At 45.5% G+C, this 16,609-nt stretch carries 14 protein-coding genes and 1 other annotated feature; of the genes, 8 read left to right on the top strand and 6 right to left on the bottom strand.

Features of this window, described 5'->3' with window-relative positions; translation table 11 throughout:
- Positions 1-21: 21 nt before the first annotated feature.
- The 3 genes from TW84_RS09315 to TW84_RS09305 all read right to left on the bottom strand — a co-directional run bounded on the left by TW84_RS09315 (position 22) and on the right by TW84_RS09305 (position 2,857).
- On the bottom strand, positions 22-633 hold the full coding sequence (locus tag TW84_RS09315) for a TIGR04211 family SH3 domain-containing protein (RefSeq protein WP_045975387.1): 612 nt from the start codon (positions 631-633) through the stop codon (positions 22-24).
- Positions 634-787: 154 nt separating this feature from the next.
- Positions 788-2,047, bottom strand: coding sequence for an inorganic phosphate transporter (locus tag TW84_RS09310; RefSeq protein ID WP_045975386.1), 1,260 nt, complete (start codon positions 2,045-2,047; stop codon positions 788-790).
- A 129-nt stretch (positions 2,048-2,176) separates the two neighbouring features.
- Positions 2,177-2,857, bottom strand: a complete 681-nt coding sequence (locus TW84_RS09305; RefSeq protein WP_029236343.1) for a TIGR00153 family protein — start codon at positions 2,855-2,857, stop codon at positions 2,177-2,179.
- A 204-nt stretch (positions 2,858-3,061) separates the two neighbouring features.
- On the opposite strand from TW84_RS09305, the gene TW84_RS09300 reads away from it, so the two are divergent.
- Positions 3,062-4,579: a CYTH and CHAD domain-containing protein gene (locus tag TW84_RS09300; protein WP_045975385.1), complete on the top strand. Its 1,518-nt coding sequence runs from the start codon at positions 3,062-3,064 to the stop codon at positions 4,577-4,579.
- Between the two features lie 28 nt (positions 4,580-4,607).
- Here TW84_RS09300 and TW84_RS09295 read toward each other — a convergent pair whose 3' ends face one another.
- A complete protein-coding gene (locus TW84_RS09295) occupies positions 4,608-5,372 on the bottom strand; it encodes a potassium channel family protein (RefSeq protein ID WP_045975384.1) in 765 nt (254 codons plus the stop codon).
- 119 nt (positions 5,373-5,491) lie between these two features.
- Here TW84_RS09295 and TW84_RS09290 point away from each other — a divergent pair, with 119 nt between their 5' ends.
- The 3 genes from TW84_RS09290 (at position 5,492) to hldE (ending at position 11,178) form a co-directional block, all read left to right on the top strand.
- A complete protein-coding gene (locus TW84_RS09290; RefSeq protein ID WP_045975383.1) occupies positions 5,492-6,748 on the top strand; it encodes a methyl-accepting chemotaxis protein in 1,257 nt (418 codons plus the stop codon).
- Positions 6,749-6,846: 98 nt separating this feature from the next.
- Positions 6,847-9,687: a bifunctional [glutamate--ammonia ligase]-adenylyl-L-tyrosine phosphorylase/[glutamate--ammonia-ligase] adenylyltransferase gene (gene glnE, locus TW84_RS09285; protein WP_045975382.1), complete on the top strand. Its 2,841-nt coding sequence runs from the start codon at positions 6,847-6,849 to the stop codon at positions 9,685-9,687.
- 60 nt (positions 9,688-9,747) lie between these two features.
- The gene (hldE, locus tag TW84_RS09280) at positions 9,748-11,178 is read left to right on the top strand and encodes a bifunctional D-glycero-beta-D-manno-heptose-7-phosphate kinase/D-glycero-beta-D-manno-heptose 1-phosphate adenylyltransferase HldE (protein ID WP_045975381.1); all 1,431 of its coding nucleotides are present in this window, start codon (positions 9,748-9,750) and stop codon (positions 11,176-11,178) included.
- A 134-nt stretch (positions 11,179-11,312) separates the two neighbouring features.
- Here hldE and arcA read toward each other — a convergent pair whose 3' ends face one another.
- Positions 11,313-12,029, bottom strand: a complete 717-nt coding sequence (gene arcA, locus TW84_RS09275; RefSeq protein WP_045975380.1) for a two-component system response regulator ArcA — start codon at positions 12,027-12,029, stop codon at positions 11,313-11,315.
- Between the two features lie 324 nt (positions 12,030-12,353).
- Here arcA and TW84_RS09270 point away from each other — a divergent pair, with 324 nt between their 5' ends.
- Together TW84_RS09270 and TW84_RS09265 are read left to right on the top strand one after the other, a co-directional pair.
- On the top strand, positions 12,354-12,743 hold the full coding sequence (locus tag TW84_RS09270) for a DUF3293 domain-containing protein (RefSeq protein WP_045975379.1): 390 nt from the start codon (positions 12,354-12,356) through the stop codon (positions 12,741-12,743).
- A gap of 29 nt (positions 12,744-12,772) precedes the next feature.
- Complete coding sequence (locus tag TW84_RS09265; RefSeq protein ID WP_045975378.1) at positions 12,773-13,258, top strand: putative 4-hydroxy-4-methyl-2-oxoglutarate aldolase; 486 nt, start codon at positions 12,773-12,775, stop codon at positions 13,256-13,258.
- Here TW84_RS09265 and TW84_RS09260 read toward each other — a convergent pair.
- Positions 13,255-13,716 carry a hypothetical protein gene (locus tag TW84_RS09260; RefSeq protein ID WP_045975377.1) on the bottom strand — a complete coding sequence of 154 codons (462 nt, stop codon included), beginning with the start codon at positions 13,714-13,716 and terminating at the stop codon, positions 13,255-13,257. The two genes, TW84_RS09265 and TW84_RS09260, sit on opposite strands and share 4 nt — an antisense overlap.
- A 269-nt stretch (positions 13,717-13,985) precedes the next feature.
- On the opposite strand from TW84_RS09260, the gene thrL reads away from it, so the two are divergent.
- Together thrL and thrA are read left to right on the top strand one after the other, a co-directional pair.
- Positions 13,986-14,063: a thr operon leader peptide gene (gene thrL / locus TW84_RS25315; RefSeq protein ID WP_080555901.1), complete on the top strand. Its 78-nt coding sequence runs from the start codon at positions 13,986-13,988 to the stop codon at positions 14,061-14,063.
- Positions 13,999-14,118, top strand: a sequence feature (Thr leader region). It overlaps the preceding gene by 65 nt.
- A gap of 31 nt (positions 14,119-14,149) precedes the next feature.
- On the top strand, positions 14,150-16,609 hold the full coding sequence (thrA, locus tag TW84_RS09255) for a bifunctional aspartate kinase/homoserine dehydrogenase I (protein ID WP_045975376.1): 2,460 nt from the start codon (positions 14,150-14,152) through the stop codon (positions 16,607-16,609).

Here is a 16,609-nt window from a genome sequence, read left to right as displayed (position 1 = left end):
GACCTTTTTTATATTCTGTATTTAGGCCCAGCCCGATGGAGAGCGTTTTTTACGTGGAATAATGTGTGGCAAGATCAGGCCAAACAGCAATCCAATACCCGCTACGCCACCGCCGTACATAAAGTACTTCAGTAGTAAATCATCTTTCTGAGTGTCCAGTTTGGCACGTAGGTTACGAACTTCTTCCTGTGAAGCCGTCAGTTGTTGACTGATTTCACCATAGCTCTTCTCAAGATCAGCAATTTGACGATTTCGGTTTTCCAGTGAATCTGCCAACCCTGCTTTTTCCTGGTCCGCGCTAGAGCGTGCATTCGCAAGTTTGCCCTTAACATCGACCAGTTCTTTTTCTAGTTTAGGCAGACGAAGCGCCATACTTTCTTGTCTTGTGACGAAACGGCTCTCTATCCAGCCCTTGCGACCTTTGGCATCTTCAATCTGGGTGTAGCCAGTATCGCGGTTGGTTGAAAGTTGCTTCACTTTGTCACCAGCATCGACACTGCCGATGATGCGGAATTGGTTGCTAGGACCAGAGTGCATGTAGGTAAATAGCTTATCAGAAATGTATCGATCTTGAGCCATTGCTGCTGGAACAGCGAGCATTGATGCTAGAACGAAGCAAACCAGTTTTTTCACGGTAAATCCTTTAACAGTCTTGTGTCTATAACTTGCTAATGCCAAATAGTAAGTAGTTTCCCCAGTCACTGCAACAAAGAAGGGAGGCTAAGCCTCCCTTTCTGTGGATTTGAGTCAATAATGACAGTGAGTTAACACGTCATTGACTTGCTTATCAGATGAACATAGCTTGAATTGCGTAGAAGAATACAACCGCTAAGAGTGCACCAGCTGGCAAAGTTACAATCCATGATGCAACGATGTTGCGTACTACACCTAGGTTGAGTGCAGCAATACCGCGAGCAAAGCCGACACCCAGAACCGCACCAACTAGCGTTTGAGTGGTAGATATTGGTAATCCAGTACCAGAGGCCAGTACAACGGTACATGCTGTTGCTAGCTGAGCGGCAAAGCCACGGCTCGGTGTTAGTTCAGTTATACCAGTACCAACTGTTGCCATGACTTTGTGACCAAGCGTTGCCAGACCGACAACAATACCCAAACCACCAAGAGGTAGAATCCACCAAGCGATAGCGCTCTTAGTTGTGATTTCACCCATGTGCTCAATTGTAGAAACTACCGCAGATAAAGGACCGATGGCGTTAGCAACGTCGTTTGAACCGTGAGCGAATGCCATCGCACACGCAGTGATAACCATAAGTACGCTGAAGATGCCTTCTACGCCTGCAAAGCCGTGATCGTCTTCTCGGCTTGAGAATTTCTTCTGAATGTAGAAGTAGCCTCCAGCCATGACTAAGGCAGATACTGCCGCCGCCCATACCCACGCTTCACCATCAGTAAGGTGGAGGCCAACATGCTTTAGGCCTTTCTTGATGGTGACCAGTGCAATCACCATCGTAGTAATGAACATGTAGACAGGTACAAACCGTTTCGCGTTGAAGAGAGGCTTTTCGGTATCAAAAATGAGACGCTGGGCGCTAACGAAAATTACATAGGCAAAGAAACCTGAGATGACCGGAGTAATAATCCAGCTACCGACTATGCCTTTGACTGATCCCCAATCAACCGCTTCTGTACCTACAGAGACACAGGCGAAACCAATGATGGCACCAATGATTGAGTGAGTGGTCGAAACGGGCCAGCCCATATAAGAAGCGAGAAGAAGCCAAGTACCAGCTGCAAGTAGTGCTGACATCATGCCGAAGACAAGTACGTCCGGTTGACTGGCAAAGAGTGACGTTTCGATGACGCCTTTACGGATGGTGTCAGTGACCTCACCGCCTGCAAGGTATGCCCCTGCAAATTCAAAAATCATCGCGATAATGATCGCTTGTTTTACAGTCAGTGCTTTAGAACCCACTGATGTACCCATCGCATTGGCTACATCATTCGCGCCAATACCAATCGCCATCATAAAGCCAAAAACTGCTGCAATAATAATCAGGACAGTGCCGTAGTTCGCAAGGATATCCATCGTAATACCTAGTTGTTGATAACAAGCGGAGCAAATTAGGCACGACAAAACCCCTTCAGCGTTTCATTTTTTACGCTTATAAGGGGAGTGCTATTAAGATGCTCTTCGTTATTTGGTTAACTTATTTATTTATGAGCGAGACAACATTAGCTCAAGACGCGCACCAACACGTTGCGCCTGATCAGCTATGCCACCTACCCATTCAAGAATCTTATAGAGGAACATGACATCGATCGGATTCAGATCGTTTTCAACCGCCATCAGTTGTTGACGAAGCTGAATCTGCATCGCGTCTGTATCGTCCTCAATCACATCCAGTTGATGGATCATTTCAGCCACAAGTGTCACTTCACGGCCTTTAAATCCAGTTTCCAATAACTCATCGAGCTCATTGATGACTTTTTGCGCCTGATTTGCTGCGTCGAGACAACGTTTAACATACGCAATGAAGTTTTCTTGGAGAGGCTCTGGGATAGTCAATTGACGACCGTAGACACGGCCAGCAATATCTTTTGCGAGGTTTGCCAGTTTGTCTTGCTGAGTCAGTAGTTCAAGCATGTCGCTACGATCTACTGGCATAAACAAACCGCGAGGAAGTTTAAGGCGAATTTCGCGCTTAAGTACGTCAGCTTCTTTCTCAAGATGAGAAATCTGTGCACGAATTTCTGAAGCTTTCTCCCAGTCACCCTTTGAACTTACTTCAAAAAAGTTAACTAGGTGAGAACAACATTCGTTGACACACACTACGTGGCGCTGCAAAGGCTTAATAGGGGACTTTGCAAATAACCCCATAATTGTATTTACTGGCATGGTCAGTCAACCTAATTAATATAACCTAAAAATAACATACACCATTCATGGTGAAATGTTGAACGATGGCTATAAAGGCGCGCATGGTAACGCATTAAATCCATCATTAAAACTGTTTTAGATCATCATTGCTGTGATATTTCTTTCTTGCCCAGTACGAAAATTGGCAATATCCTGTTTGTATCTGCTTTAAAAGGTATAACTATGGAAACCGAGATAGAACTGAAGTTTTTTGTTTCTCCTGATTTTTCAAATACTTTACGAAAAAAGATTGCTCAAGAGAAAGTACTTCAGCATAGCTGTCGTGAGTTAGGGAATACCTACTTCGATACTCCCGACAATTGGTTACGTCAGCATGACATTGGTTTGAGAATCCGTCGTTTTGACGATGTGTATGTCCAGACGGTCAAGACTTCCGGACGTGTGGTAGCAGGATTACACCAACGACCTGAGTTTAATGCTGAACATCACAGCAATAATCCGCTTCTTTCTCTCCATCCTTCTGATATCTGGCCGATAGGTAAAGATACTGAAACGCTCCAGTCGGAACTTGTTCCGCTTTTTTCGACTAACTTCACACGGGAACAGTGGTTGATTGCGATGCCTGATGGCAGCCAGATTGAAGTAGCGTTTGATCAAGGCAAAGTCGAATCTGGTGACAAAGAAGACCCTATTTGCGAAGTGGAGCTGGAACTAAAGTCCGGTCAAACTGATGCATTGTTTACATTAGCGCGTTGTTTTTCTGAAGAAGGCGGGATGCGATTAGGTAACCTTAGCAAAGCAGCAAAAGGTTATCGTCTTGCGAGTGGCTATACTGGAGATGACGTTAAACCTATTGCCTTGGTGAGTACAGACAAGCATGACAGTGTCGAGTCTTGCTTTGTTAATTCTTTAGAACATGGACTTTCTCATTGGCATTATCATGAGCAAATTTATGCTGAGCGAGAATCTATTGATGCTTTGCATGAAATTAGGAATGCCATCAGTTTTATCCGCCAGGTTCTTACAGTATATGGTAGTGTGGTGCCACGCCGAGCGAGCGCGTTGGTTCGTCAGGAACTCAAGTGGCTTGAACAGGGCTTAGAGTGGTTGAATGATTATGATTACCTCGAAGCACTCCTAGATGATAAGGGCCATGCGTTGCGTAAACTTGATGCGCGTAAGTTTTTGGTTGGTGAGCTCAAAGTCGTCCAGGAAGCGTTGCCGGATCGCGCTGAGATACTGACGCTTCTCAATTCCGCCAGATATACCGCTCTTCTACTTGACTTAAGCCGTTGGATTTTAACACGTGGTTGGCAGCCATTTCTTGATGATAAGGCGCGTGATAAGATGGCGCTGACGATTGAACCTTTCTCTATTAAGCAACTTGACCGTACTTGGGCCGAATTAATGGAAGCTTTCCCACCTGAACGGTCTTTAAATAGTCAGGATTACATCGATCAGCAATATCGTTTGAGGCGAAACCTTTATACTGGTGTGAGCTTTGCTAGCCTGTTTGATTTCGAAGAGCGCAACAACTTTCGCGTACCATGGAGTGACTTACTTCATGGCATTGATGATCTGATTAAACTTCGCACACTAGGCAATATGGTCGATAAGCTCGAAGGAGACGAGAAAGAGCAGCTACAGCGTTGGTTGTCGCGTCAGGAAGGTTCCATTCTTCATGCTATGGAACAGACTCGTGTGATCTGCATCGAAGCAGAACCATACTGGCAAGATTAATCCATTTATGACTATTGAAGCGGGAGCCTTAGGGCTCCCGTTTTTGTTGATTTTGTTGTTCCAGCCTATCGAGCCTCTTTAGGATTTCGTCCTGTTTTGCAACCAATTCTAGAAGTAGACGTTCTTTGTTCTCGGAACGCTTAGCTTGAACCTCTGTTGGTGAGGTGAGCAATGAGGTGATTAAACCTGAAATCATACCAAAAATGCCCACGCCACAAATGATAAGCCCAGAGGCGAGGATCTTTCCTGCATCAGTGACAGGGAAGTGATCACCGTAGCCTACTGTTGAAATGGTCACCAGTGCCCACCACATGGCGTCTCCTCCAGTTTGGATATTGGCATCTGGAGATTTGCCTTCCACAAACAACATCATGCTTGAGCCTAGAGTGAGTAAGACTACCATCAGCAGCAAAATAGAAGCTAGAGTAGTTTCACGACGATTGACTAACAGCTGTTTGATAAGGAAATTACTGGAGCGAATGACCAGAATCACGCGCAAGATATGGAACAGGCGAGCAAAGCGCAATGGCTCGATCATTGGGATACTGGCAAGGAAGTCGATCCAGTGTCGTTTCATAAATTGCATACGATCTGTTGAGCGGATCAAGTCTATGCTCAACTGGAGAAGAAAGACACTACAGATAATAAAGTCTAAGCCGATAAAGACTTGGCGTGTTTGAGTACTAAGTGGGAAGAACAGCAAACCAGATATCACAAACAGCGCCATAAATGACAGAATTAGTGACAGCAAGCTCATTGGTTTTGTATCAGATTTGATATCATTTCTATTCATACGAGGCTCTAAATAAATACATATTCGCTATCTACCGATAGTAACGAGCGGAAGTTTACATCGTCCTGACTGCTATCAGGAATAACAACAAATATATAAGACTTAGCGGAGAACTAACAATGACCAAGATGGCATTTAAGCCATGGGAGCGCGTGATAACGGATATTCGCCTCGTTCCCAAAATGGTGCTCTTGATGGTGTTCAGTACCATTTTGATCATCGCCAAACAATTATGGGATGCAAGTACCTTCTATAACGCTCTGCTCGCGGCTACTCAAAATGCTCAGGTTGCTCAGAAGCACTATGAGGCATACATGGTGCAAGTTGCATGGCAGACAGCGATCATGATCATAGTATTTGTCGTTCTACTTCTTTTTGCTGCACGTATCATGCTGCGTCAAACACAATATCTGAGTGATTCGATCAAGTTAATGGCGGACCGCAACTTATCGGTAGCTATTGAGATGGATTGTAAGGATGAATATGGCGATGTAGCTCGTGAATTAGAAAAGACGAGAATGCAGTTGCAGGAAATGATCAAGCTACAAATTGATGCGTCACAGGAATTAGCAGGTCTGACAGAAGTTATGACATTGAGCATGTCGGAAACAAAAGAGTCAGCACAAGAAGAGTTTCATGAGATCGACCAACTGGCGACGGCAATGAGCGAAATGTCATCTACTGTACAAACCGTGGCTGATCACGCTCAGAGCGCATCTTCTTTAACAGAAAATGCTTCTGGTCAGGCGGAAAGCGGCCAGCGTTTTGTTCAGGGAACTGTTCATAAGATTAGCCAGCTATCGAAAGATATTTCCGCTTCTGCACAAGCAGTGAATCAGGTCGAAGAGAGTGTGGAGTCGATAGGCAGTGTTGTCGGAACGATTCAAAGTATTTCTGAACAAACGAACTTGTTAGCCTTGAATGCAGCGATTGAGGCTGCTCGCGCTGGTGAAGCTGGTCGTGGATTTGCCGTCGTTGCGGATGAAGTTCGCAGTTTGGCGCAGCGTACTCAGAATGCGACGGTAGAAATTCAGGACATGATCACCCAGTTACAATCCAGCGCCACTTCAGCAGTTGAGCTTATGGAGCAAAGTGTGGTTGAAGCTGCCGAAGGTGTGGAGTTAGTCACCAATGCTGGGAGTGAATTGGATGGAATCGTGGTGCAAGTGAAGCAAATCAATGATATGAATTTCCAGATTGCGACAGCGGCTGGTCAGCAAAGCAGTGTTGCTGGAGAGATGAATCAGAACCTGACGAACGTCCGTGAGTTAGTCGAGGCGTCGGTGACCGTGGTATCTGAACTGCTTGAAACGTCAGAGATCATGCAGAAGAATGCCGAAGCTCTGGATGCCAAGATCACATCCTTTAAAGTCTGAGCATCATAATAGTACGAATAAGCGCCCACTCATTGTTAGTGGGCGTTTTTTATTGGTATAAATCCCTATCAACGAATTTATTGACCCAAGGAAGAGCCATGCAACTGCCCGCGAGTCTTGCTTCTGTTTCTCAGATTGCTTTAGAGTCCCTACTGCAATATCAGGCCATTCAGGAATGGCCTGAGTGTCGCCGCAAGGAACTCAGTTATGTGGCCGGATTGAGCCAGTTTATTGTCGATACTGTTCAGCAAGATGAGTATTTGCATCAACATTTGCCAGAGATGTTGGAGTTAGAATCTCGACACGAAACATATCGACAGCGTCTAGCAGGTTTACTGGCAGAGTGTAGTGATGAAATGCAAGGCCATAGAGTCTTAAGGCAGTTTCGCAATCGCGAGATGGCTTATATTGCGTGGAAAGATTTTGTTGGTAGCTGGGCGCTTGAACAGAGTCTAGAGCATTTGTCTCAACTAGCAGAAGCGGTGATCTTTGAAACTTACCAGTGGCAATACAAAGCGTGCTGTGATTTGTGGGGGACGCCTTGCAATGAAGCCGGTGAGGCACAGCCAATGCTGATCATTGGTATGGGGAAACTTGGTGGCGGCGAACTGAACTTCTCCTCTGACATCGATCTGATTTTTACTTATCCCGAGAACGGTGAAACTCAAGGAACACGTCGTAGTCTTGCTAATGCTCAGTTCTTTACTCGTTTAGGTCAAAGGATCATTAAGGCCCTTGACCAGCAGACTTTTGATGGCTTCTGCTATCGTGTTGACATGCGCTTGCGTCCTTTCGGTGACAGTGGACCTTTGGTGATGAGCTACGCTGCATTAGAGGATTATTATCAAGAGCAAGGACGTGACTGGGAGCGTTATGCGATGATTAAAGCGCGAGTGATGGGGAGGGAAATGTACCCACAGTATCAAGAACTGCGTCAGATGTTGCGTCCGTTCGTTTTCCGCCGCTATATTGACTTCAGCGCGATTCAATCTCTGAGACGTATGAAGTCGATGATCAGCAGCGAAGTTCGTCGACGTGGGTTAAGTAACAATATTAAACTCGGTGCGGGCGGAATTCGTGAAATTGAGTTTATCGCACAGGTATTCCAGTTGATTCGGGGTGGCCGTGAGCCGAATCTGCGTCAACGCGGGTTGTTGGTGACCCTCGACGCGATTGAAGAGTTAGAACAGCTTACTAGTGAAGAAGTCAGCCAGCTTAAGCTATCGTATAAATTCTTGCGTAGACTTGAGAATTTGTTGCAGGCGATGGCAGACAAGCAAACTCAGACCTTGCCGGAATTGGAGACTGAACAGCTTAAGTTAGCGGTGGCGATGGGCTATAGCCAGTGGCCAGAGCTTATTGCTGATGTTCAACAACATATGGCCAATGTTCACGCTGTTTTTGCCACTTTGATCGGTGAGGAAGAGGAAGATCAGCAAGATATTGCCAAGCACTTTACCGAGCTGTGGGATATGGCAGCCAAACAAGACGTCATTGTGCATATCTTAGAGCATGATATTCAAGCCGATGATCCGCAGCAAATGGCGCAAACCATTATCCAATTTAAGCAAGATTTGGCTAAGAAAACCCTCGGTCCGCGTGGCCGTGAAGTGCTTAACAAGCTGATGCCTAAGATCTTCTCGGCCATTTATAGCCATCAAGATGCCAAGTTTGGCCTGCCGCGCGTTTTGCATTTATTGCATAAGATTGTCACTCGAACCACGTATTTAGAGCTACTAGACGAACACCAAGCGGCACTGGTCCAGCTCGTTCGTTTATGTACTGCAAGCCCGATGATCTCGGAACAACTTGGTCGTTATCCAATTCTGCTTGATGAGTTGATTGACCCTCAGCAGTTATACAATCCCGTACCACTGGAAAGCTACCGCACTGAACTGCGTGACTTCCTCGCTCGTATCCCGGAAGACGATATGGAGCAACAGATGGAAGCACTGCGTCAGTTTAAGCAGATCTGTATTTTGCGTATCGCTGCTGCAGACATAGCAGGAGTGCTACCTGTCATGAAAGTCAGTGATCACCTAACTTACCTCGCTGAAGCGATTGTGGAGTCTGTGGTGAATCAAGCATGGCTGCAAATGGTGGAGAAATATGGTGAGCCAACGCATATTAAAGACAGAGATGGCCGAGGTTTTGCTGTGATTGGCTATGGCAAAGTCGGCGGGTGGGAATTGGGCTATAACTCAGACCTAGATATCGTCTTTATGCATGATTGCCCTGTTCATACTTATACTGATGGCAAAAAAGAGATTGATGGTCGTCAGTTTTACTTACGTTTGGCGCAGCGTATCATCCATATATTCTCAACGAGAACAGCATCAGGCATCTTATACGAAGCAGATACTCGCCTGCGCCCATCCGGAGCTTCAGGCTTATTAGTGAGCCCGGCAGATGCATTTGATGAATACCAGCATAATGAAGCCTGGACATGGGAGCACCAAGCGTTAGTCAGAGCACGGATGATCTACGGTGATCAACCTCTACAACAGGCATTTTCTCAAACACGGCATGATATTTTGAGTTTGGCGCGAGAGGAATCAAAGCTCAAAAAGGATGTGGCTGAAATGCGAGTGAAAATGCGTGAACATCTGGGTGGAAAAAAATTAGGTCGTTTTATGCTTAAGCAAGACCCCGGAGGTATCACAGATGTGGAATTTCTTGCCCAATATCTGGTCTTAAGATACAGCCAAGATAAGCCTAAACTGACTCGTTGGAGTGATAACGTCCGAATCTTTGAATCCATGATGTCACAAGGCATTCTGGATGAAGCCCCTGCAATGGCGTTGACTGAGGCATACACAACGATGCGTGATCAAATCCATCATCGCAATTTGCTCAATCTTGATGCGGATGTAGCTGAAGAAAAGCTGACCAAAGAGCGAGAGCTTGTTAAAGCGCTTTGGCTGGAGTGGCTAGAATAGGTTTAGGGTCCTTATCCCCTGTGTTAAACTCTTGCCCGAATTAGAATTTGGAGACCCACAATGAAACCAATCCTACCGAACTATAGTGACTCTGGTGTATTGATCATCGGTGACGTGATGCTTGATCGTTACTGGTATGGCCCGACTGGACGCATCTCCCCAGAAGCCCCGGTTCCTGTAGTAAAAGTAGAAAATAACGAAGAGCGTCCAGGCGGTGCAGCTAACGTAGCAATGAACATTGCTTCTTTAGGCGGCCATGCGCATATCGTAGGTTTAACTGGGATTGATGAGCCTGCCAAAGTGCTCAATGAGACGCTGTCTGCACTCAAAGTAAAGTGTGACTTTGTGGCTCTACCAAACTATCCAACCATTACTAAACTTCGCGTTTTGAGCCGTGGTCAGCAGCTGATCCGCTTAGACTTCGAAGACAAATTTGAAAACACCGATGCCGAGCTGATTTTAGACCGTATGGAACAGGCATTGCCAAAAGTAAAGTCGGTTGTTCTGTCTGACTATGCGAAAGGTGCATTGGAACATGTTCAACAGTTCATTCAGAAAGCACGAGTTGCTAGAGTGCCTGTATTTATTGATCCTAAAGGTGCGGACTTTGAACGTTACCGTGGTGCGACGTTGCTGACCCCAAACATGGCAGAATTTGAGCATGTGGTTGGTCAGGTGAAAACGGAAGAAGAACTGGTCGATAAAGGCTTAGCGCTAATTGAAGAGTTCGACTTTGAAGCTCTACTCGTGACGCGCAGCGAACATGGTATGACATTACTACGTCGTGGTCAGGAGCCGTTCCATTTACCGACTCTTGCTAAAGAAGTCTATGACGTGACAGGTGCAGGCGATACGGTTATTTCTGTCCTTGCTGCATCGGTCGCGGCAGGTAAACCGCTTGATGAAGCTTGTGCATTGGCAAACGCAGCAGCAGGCGTCGTAGTAGGTAAGTTAGGTACATCAACAGTATCGACTATTGAGCTGGCGGAAGCGGTCCATGGCAGCCAAGACACTGATTTTGGTGTTATCACCGAACAGGCGCTGATTGATGCTGTGAAGAATGCACAATCGAAAGGCGAGAAGGTAGTGATGACCAACGGTTGTTTCGATATTCTACATGCCGGACATGTTTCTTACCTAAACCACGCTGCTGAGCTGGGTGATCGCTTGATTGTTGCTGTCAATACCGACGAATCAGTAAAACGCCTTAAAGGCCCAGGTCGCCCTGTAAACCCTACTGATCGTCGCATGGCAGTATTAGCAGGTCTTGGTGCGGTTGATTGGGTGGTGCCTTTCGGTGAAGACACGCCGCAGCGCTTGATCTCTGAAGTGTTACCCGACTTGCTAGTAAAAGGCGGAGACTATAAACCTGAAGAAATTGCTGGTGGTAAAGAAGTGATTGCTAATGGTGGCGAAGTGAAAGTACTTAACTTTGAAGATGGCTGTTCAACGACTGAGATCATTGACGCAATCAAAGGTGGCAAAGGCTAAAGAAATATCCGGCAGAGTGTTATTAGGCTCTGCTTGAATCACAGCTTGCTGATAAGTTGATACCATTTAAGCCATAGCTGATAAAACAAAAAATGGAGCCTACTGGCTCCATTTTTTTATCTTTACCTTGGTGGTTACTCTTCTAAATCACCACAGAATCGGTAACCTTCACCGTGAATCGTCGCGATGATTTCCGGAGTACCTGAGACTGATTCAAAGTGCTTACGGATACGACGGATAGTGACATCTACCGTGCGGTCATGTGGCTTCAGCTCACGACCTGTCATCTTCTTAAGCAGGTCGGCACGTGTCTGGATCTTGCCTGGGTTTTCACAGAAGTGAAGCAAAGCACGGAACTCAGAACGTGGTAGTTTGTAGCCATCACCTCCTGGACTAACCAGTGAACGGCTATTGATATCCAATACCCAGCCGTTGAATTCGTATTTCTCAACGCTGCGTTTTTCTTCCGTGACCACACTGGAGCTCATGGAACGATTCAGCAGATTGCGAGCACGAATAGTTAGCTCGCGAGGATTAAATGGCTTAGTAATGTAGTCATCTGCACCAATTTCAAGTCCGAGGATCTTATCGACTTCATTGTCACGACCAGTCAGAAACATTAATGCCACATTTGCTTGCTCGCGCAGCTCACGCGCAAGCAGAAGGCCATTTTTGCCCGGCAGGTTAATGTCCATTATAACCAGATTTACTTGGTTGTCAGACAGCACCTGGTGCATCTCTTCACCGTCACTGGCCTCGAAAACAGCGTATCCCTCTGCTTCAAAAATACTCTTTAGAGTGTTACGAGTTACTTGCTCATCTTCAACAATAAGAATGTGCGGGGTTTGCATTGGCGGTACCTAAACTTGTGAAAAAACTGTGCTAATAGAATAAATTCTAGGCAAAAACCTAACATACAGGTAATGTGATGTTGATAATAAACCAAAGACTGTAAAAATACATTGTTTCTTTGACTGCCCGCCTTCCGTGGTCCCAATTCGCTTATTGAGGTCCCTTTTCCTCACTGTTCTATTAGTCTTTGAGGCGGATTCTATAATGTTAACAGCATGCTAACAACGTCAGAATGTTAATTCCATGCACTTTGTTGATTTACATCAAGAGTTCGAATGTAACAAATATTAATAGTCTAAAACAAATGTAAAACTGTGGTTTATATGATGATTGATGCACAAATTTGGCAAGCATATTCAGACCCTTACTTCAAATTCACTCGCTCGCCAAACTGTCATCGGTTTGCCATTATCACTGCGTGGAACCCCGCCAGTCAGTGGCAGTCTAAACAACAAAATGAAGGAAATAATCGCCACTTAGCTCAAGAATTTAGCCATACTTACTTTGTTGAAGTGCTAGTCGGAGATGAAAGTTTTGGTTGGGCTGAAGAGAGTTTCGCTGTCGATATTGATGAGTCACAAGCACTATTGCTAGGACGTAAATATCAGCAGAATGCCATCTACTATGTTGATGGTAACGAGCTGTTTTTGCTCTCTTGTTTGGCTGACGGAATGAAAGTCGGTTTAGGTGAGTGGAAGTATCGATGCAAATAAGGAATTAAAGCCATATTCATGGAGGGAAAATGAAAGATATAACACCAGATATATGTGATAAACATGAAGAGAAAGTAACGTCGTTGGATTTACCCTTACACACTTTTGGTAAAAGAAGTGCCTTTTGGGGAGAAATTGTTACGGTTCGCTGCTACCACGACAACTCTAAAGTTAGGGAAACCTTGAGTAATGACGGGAAAGGCAAAGTGCTGATTGTCGACGGGCACGGTTCCTGTCAAAAAGCCTTGCTTGGTGATCAATTGGCGATCCTAGCGATTGATAACAACTGGGAGGGCGTGATTGTTTATGGTGCTATTCGTGATGCGGCTGCAATGGCGGAAATGGAACTGGGAGTCAAGGCGCTTGGAACCAGCCCATTTAAAACGGAAAAGCGTGGGGCGGGTGACACGAATGTGACTTTGACGATACACAACCAAATGATCCAGCCTGGGGACTACGTCTACGCCGACTGGAACGGTGTGTTAACCTCTACAGAATTGTTGGACTGGAGTTAGAAACGAAAGCCGATGCCGACTTCCAGCTCCTGTTGCCACTCTTGATGTTCGAGAGTGGCGTGGAGATCGAGGTTTTCTGTCAATCTCATGCGACTAGAGACTTCTGCCGCTATGACTTTATCCGTCCCCTCTGCCGTGTTTCCTTCGTTGTACGAATGCAGAGTACTTTTTACTGAGACCCTCGGTGTTATCTGATAGCTGACACCACTTAAAAATCCACTTTCGTTGATATGACTCCCTTGATTAATGCGGGCTCCTACGTACAAGTCGATATTATCAAACACGTTATAAGAGTAACCGCCATCAATCTTCCAAGTGTCGAAGTCGCGTTGTTCGCTCTCACTAGAGAGGAACAGTTTATGTGGAGATATTTTTTGTTGTGATGGTAAAGCTGGAAGCTCTGTAGCCATTGACGAGCTCGCAACAAGAGTAAGCAAAAGGCTTAGTATTATTTTCATTCTGCCACTCCTTGATTGTTAACTGTCCACTGCAAGATCAATTAAAGCATAAAACAAAAGCACGGGGAGAATCTTTTTCAGCTAAAACTAGAACTCATCAATATGCAATTTGACTCATTTTGTTTTCTAGTGACATAACTTATTGAACTGGCTCACAGAAGCCAATGGGACCGAAGTGTAAAAAAAAATAAAATTTTTCGTTGACTCATACTGAATAAATAGGTTAAACGTATGGGTAAGCAAACACACAATCGCAATAACATTAAACTATGCAAAACCACAGCCACTTAGTAATGACCACAACCATTATTATTACCGACATCACACATGTTGGGGCAGGCTGCTAAGCGAAAGAAATTCATAAAAAAGGCCTGTATCCCACAAGATACAGGCCTTTTTTTTATAACTAATTTACAGATATTTGGAGGAAGGGATGCGTGTTTTAAAGTTTGGAGGCTCATCATTAGCAGATGCCGATCGTTTTTTACGAGCAGCAGATATTATTGCTAATAATGCTCAGCAAGAAGAGGTTGCTGTTGTTCTCTCTGCGCCCGGAAAAACAACAAATAAACTCGTTGCCGTGATTGAAGGTGCGTTGAAAAATGGTGAGGCCGAGCTGCAAATCGCTGAGTTGGAGGATTCTTTCCGCGATCTGTATCAGGATATCAAGCAAGTCCTGCCTACTATTGATGGCTCAGATTATGATAACCAAGTGAAAACCTCGTTGACTCAACTGCGTCAGTTTGTACATGGGATTAACCTGCTGGGCATGTGTCCAGACAACGTTAATGCACGTATCATTAGCAAGGGTGAACGGGTATCCATTCAGCTTATGAAAGCGGTATTGGAAGCAAAAGGTCAACCAGCTAGCCTTATAGATCCAGTGAAATACCTCTACGCAAACGGTGAACACTTGGAGGCGATGGTTGACGTTGAGGTCTCTACCCAGAATTTCCGTCAAAACCCTTTGCCTGAAGGCCACGTCAATATCATGCCAGGTTTTACCGCAGGTAACGAAGAGGGGGAGCTTGTCACTCTCGGGCGTAACGGCTCTGACTACTCGGCAGCAGTGTTAGCAGCCTGTTTGCGTGCTGATTGCTGTGAAATTTGGACGGATGTCGATGGTGTATACAACTGTGACCCACGCTTGGTTGATGATGCGCGTCTACTGAAATCACTCAGCTATCAAGAAGCGATGGAGCTATCTTACTTTGGTGCTTCTGTACTTCACCCTAAAACCATTGCTCCTATCGCTCAGTTCCATATTCCTTGTTTAATTAAAAACAGCTTCAACCCTCAAGGGGCTGGGACGCTAATTGGTCAAGATACTGGCGAGGATAACCTAGCAATTAAAGGGATCACGACGCTTAGTGACCTGACCATGGTCAATGTCTCAGGTCCGGGTATGAAAGGCATGGTCGGAATGGCGAGCCGTGTATTCGGTGCTATGTCTTCAGCTGGTGTTTCTATTGTGCTGATCACTCAGTCTTCTTCCGAGTACAGCATCAGTTTCTGTATTGAAGCGGAAGATAAAGCCATCGCTCAGCAAGCACTCAGCGACTCGTTCGAGTTGGAGCTCAAAGATGGTCTTCTTGAGCCAGTTGAGTTTATGGACGATGTCGCCATTGTGACACTGGTTGGTGATGGTATGCGTACCTCGCGCGGTGTCGCTTCTCAATTCTTCTCTTCTCTAGCTGAAGTGAACGTCAATATCGTGGCCATCGCTCAAGGATCTTCTGAACGTGCGATTTCTGCTGTGATTCCTGAAGATAAGATTTCTGAGGCGATAAAAGCGTGTCATGAGAACCTGTTTAACTCTAAACACTTCTTGGATGTATTTGTTGTCGGTGTCGGCGGCGTTGGTGGCGAGCTGGTGGATCAAATTCAGCGTCAGCAAGCGAAACTGGCAGAAAAAGGCATCATTCTAAGAGTTTGTGGTTTGGCGAACAGCAAGGGATTACTGCTTGACAGTGAAGGTCTGCCTTTAGAGCACTGGCGTGACCGAATAAACGACGCAACTGAAGACTTTAGTCTTGCACGTTTGATTTCATTGGTTCAGCGCAACCACATTATCAACCCAGTTTTAGTGGATTGTACTTCTTCAGAATCTATCGCTAACCAATACGCAGATTTCTTAGCCGCGGGCTTCCACGTTGTTACACCAAACAAAAAAGCCAATACGTCGAGCATGGCTTACTACCATCAATTGCGCGATGTTGCTCGTAGTTCTCGTCGCAAGTTGATGTATGAAACAACAGTTGGCGCTGGTTTGCCAGTGATCGAAAACCTGCAAAATCTTATCTCCGCAGGGGATGAACTTGAGCGCTTTAGCGGGATTCTTTCTGGTTCGCTGTCCTACATCTTCGGTAAGCTTGATGAAGGTATGACACTGAGCCAGGCGACCAATATTGCTAAAGATAATGGCTTTACCGAACCAGACCCACGTGATGACCTGTCTGGTATGGACGTTGCTCGTAAGCTATTAATCCTAGCGCGTGAAGCCGGCATGAATATAGAGCTGGAAGACGTACTGGTTGATCAAGCATTGCCACCAGGTTTTGATGATTCGGGAAGCGTAGATGAATTTATGGCACGACTGCCTGAGGCAGACACATACTTCCAAGAGTTGTCTGCCAAGGCTGCGGAAGATGGTAAAGTGCTACGTTATGTTGGAGAAATCAATGATGGCCAATGTCGTGTGAGTATTGCTGCTGTTGATGAAAATGATCCTATGTACAAGATAAAAGATGGTGAGAACGCATTGGCCTTCTACAGTCGCTACTATCAGCCGATTCCACTAGTATTGCGTGGTTATGGTGCGGGTACAGAAGTGACTGCAGCTGGGGTGTTCTCAGATGTGATGCGTACTTTAGGATGGAAACTAGGGGTTTAA

It is taken from the genome of Vibrio neptunius, assembly GCF_000967495.1.
Classification (GTDB): Bacteria; Pseudomonadota; Gammaproteobacteria; order Enterobacterales; family Vibrionaceae; genus Vibrio; species Vibrio neptunius.
Note: the sequence above shows the minus strand (reverse complement) of the source record. Positions and strands in the feature narration are given on the sequence as shown.

What these genes read in the sequence shown, in the direction of transcription:
- hldE (WP_045975381.1), top strand. Translation starts at nt 9,748, where the DNA reads ATGAAACCAATCCTACCGAACTATAGTGACTCTGGTGTATTGATCATC.
- TW84_RS09260 (WP_045975377.1), bottom strand. Translation starts at nt 13,716, where the DNA reads ATGAAAATAATACTAAGCCTTTTGCTTACTCTTGTTGCGAGCTCGTCA.
- thrL (WP_080555901.1), top strand. Translation starts at nt 13,986, where the DNA reads ATGCAAAACCACAGCCACTTAGTAATGACCACAACCATTATTATTACC.
- TW84_RS09290 (WP_045975383.1), top strand. Translation starts at nt 5,492, where the DNA reads ATGACCAAGATGGCATTTAAGCCATGGGAGCGCGTGATAACGGATATT.
- TW84_RS09295 (WP_045975384.1), bottom strand. Translation starts at nt 5,372, where the DNA reads ATGAATAGAAATGATATCAAATCTGATACAAAACCAATGAGCTTGCTG.
- glnE (WP_045975382.1), top strand. Translation starts at nt 6,847, where the DNA reads ATGCAACTGCCCGCGAGTCTTGCTTCTGTTTCTCAGATTGCTTTAGAG.
- TW84_RS09270 (WP_045975379.1), top strand. Translation starts at nt 12,354, where the DNA reads ATGATGATTGATGCACAAATTTGGCAAGCATATTCAGACCCTTACTTC.
- thrA (WP_045975376.1), top strand. Translation starts at nt 14,150, where the DNA reads ATGCGTGTTTTAAAGTTTGGAGGCTCATCATTAGCAGATGCCGATCGT.
- TW84_RS09265 (WP_045975378.1), top strand. Translation starts at nt 12,773, where the DNA reads ATGAAAGATATAACACCAGATATATGTGATAAACATGAAGAGAAAGTA.
- arcA (WP_045975380.1), bottom strand. Translation starts at nt 12,029, where the DNA reads ATGCAAACCCCGCACATTCTTATTGTTGAAGATGAGCAAGTAACTCGT.
- TW84_RS09305 (WP_029236343.1), bottom strand. Translation starts at nt 2,857, where the DNA reads ATGCCAGTAAATACAATTATGGGGTTATTTGCAAAGTCCCCTATTAAG.
- TW84_RS09310 (WP_045975386.1), bottom strand. Translation starts at nt 2,047, where the DNA reads ATGGATATCCTTGCGAACTACGGCACTGTCCTGATTATTATTGCAGCA.
- TW84_RS09300 (WP_045975385.1), top strand. Translation starts at nt 3,062, where the DNA reads ATGGAAACCGAGATAGAACTGAAGTTTTTTGTTTCTCCTGATTTTTCA.